Below are 389 nucleotides of genomic sequence, written 5' to 3'. Positions count from 1 at the left end.
TGTGAGCCTGGATCGCGAGGCGGCTTCGGAGATCACGATCCGGATCACGGCCTCGGTGACGGAAGGCGATACCGCGTCGGCGGATGTGCTGATCCGGGTTCTGGACGTGAACGAGGCGCCGGCGGTGCCGGTGGTGTCGGGCACGGTGGTTGCCGAGAACACGGCGGGTGCGGTGATCGGCCGGGTGACGGCGAGCGATCCGGATGCGCCGGGCAGCAGCAATGGCCAGTTGAGCTTCATGGTCGATGATGCGCGGTTCGAGATCGTCTCGGGCGTGCTGAAGCTGAAAGACGGTGTGAGCCTGGATCGCGAGGCGGCGTCGAGCGTCGATCTGGTGATCACGGTGACCGATGGCGGCGGGTTGAGCGCGCAGCGGAGCGTGACGATCA

The 389-nt window shown here is 66.8% G+C and carries 1 protein-coding gene; it reads left to right on the top strand.

Annotation, left to right across the window (positions count from 1 at the left end):
- Window positions 1–389: cadherin repeat domain-containing protein (locus WG924_RS28100; protein WP_345936341.1), on the top strand; the 389-nt coding region annotated here is incomplete at both ends.

It is taken from the genome of Tistrella arctica (assembly GCF_039630945.1).
Classification (GTDB): domain Bacteria; phylum Pseudomonadota; class Alphaproteobacteria; order Tistrellales; family Tistrellaceae; genus Tistrella; species Tistrella bauzanensis.
This window is presented reverse-complemented; position numbering and strand designations above follow the sequence as displayed.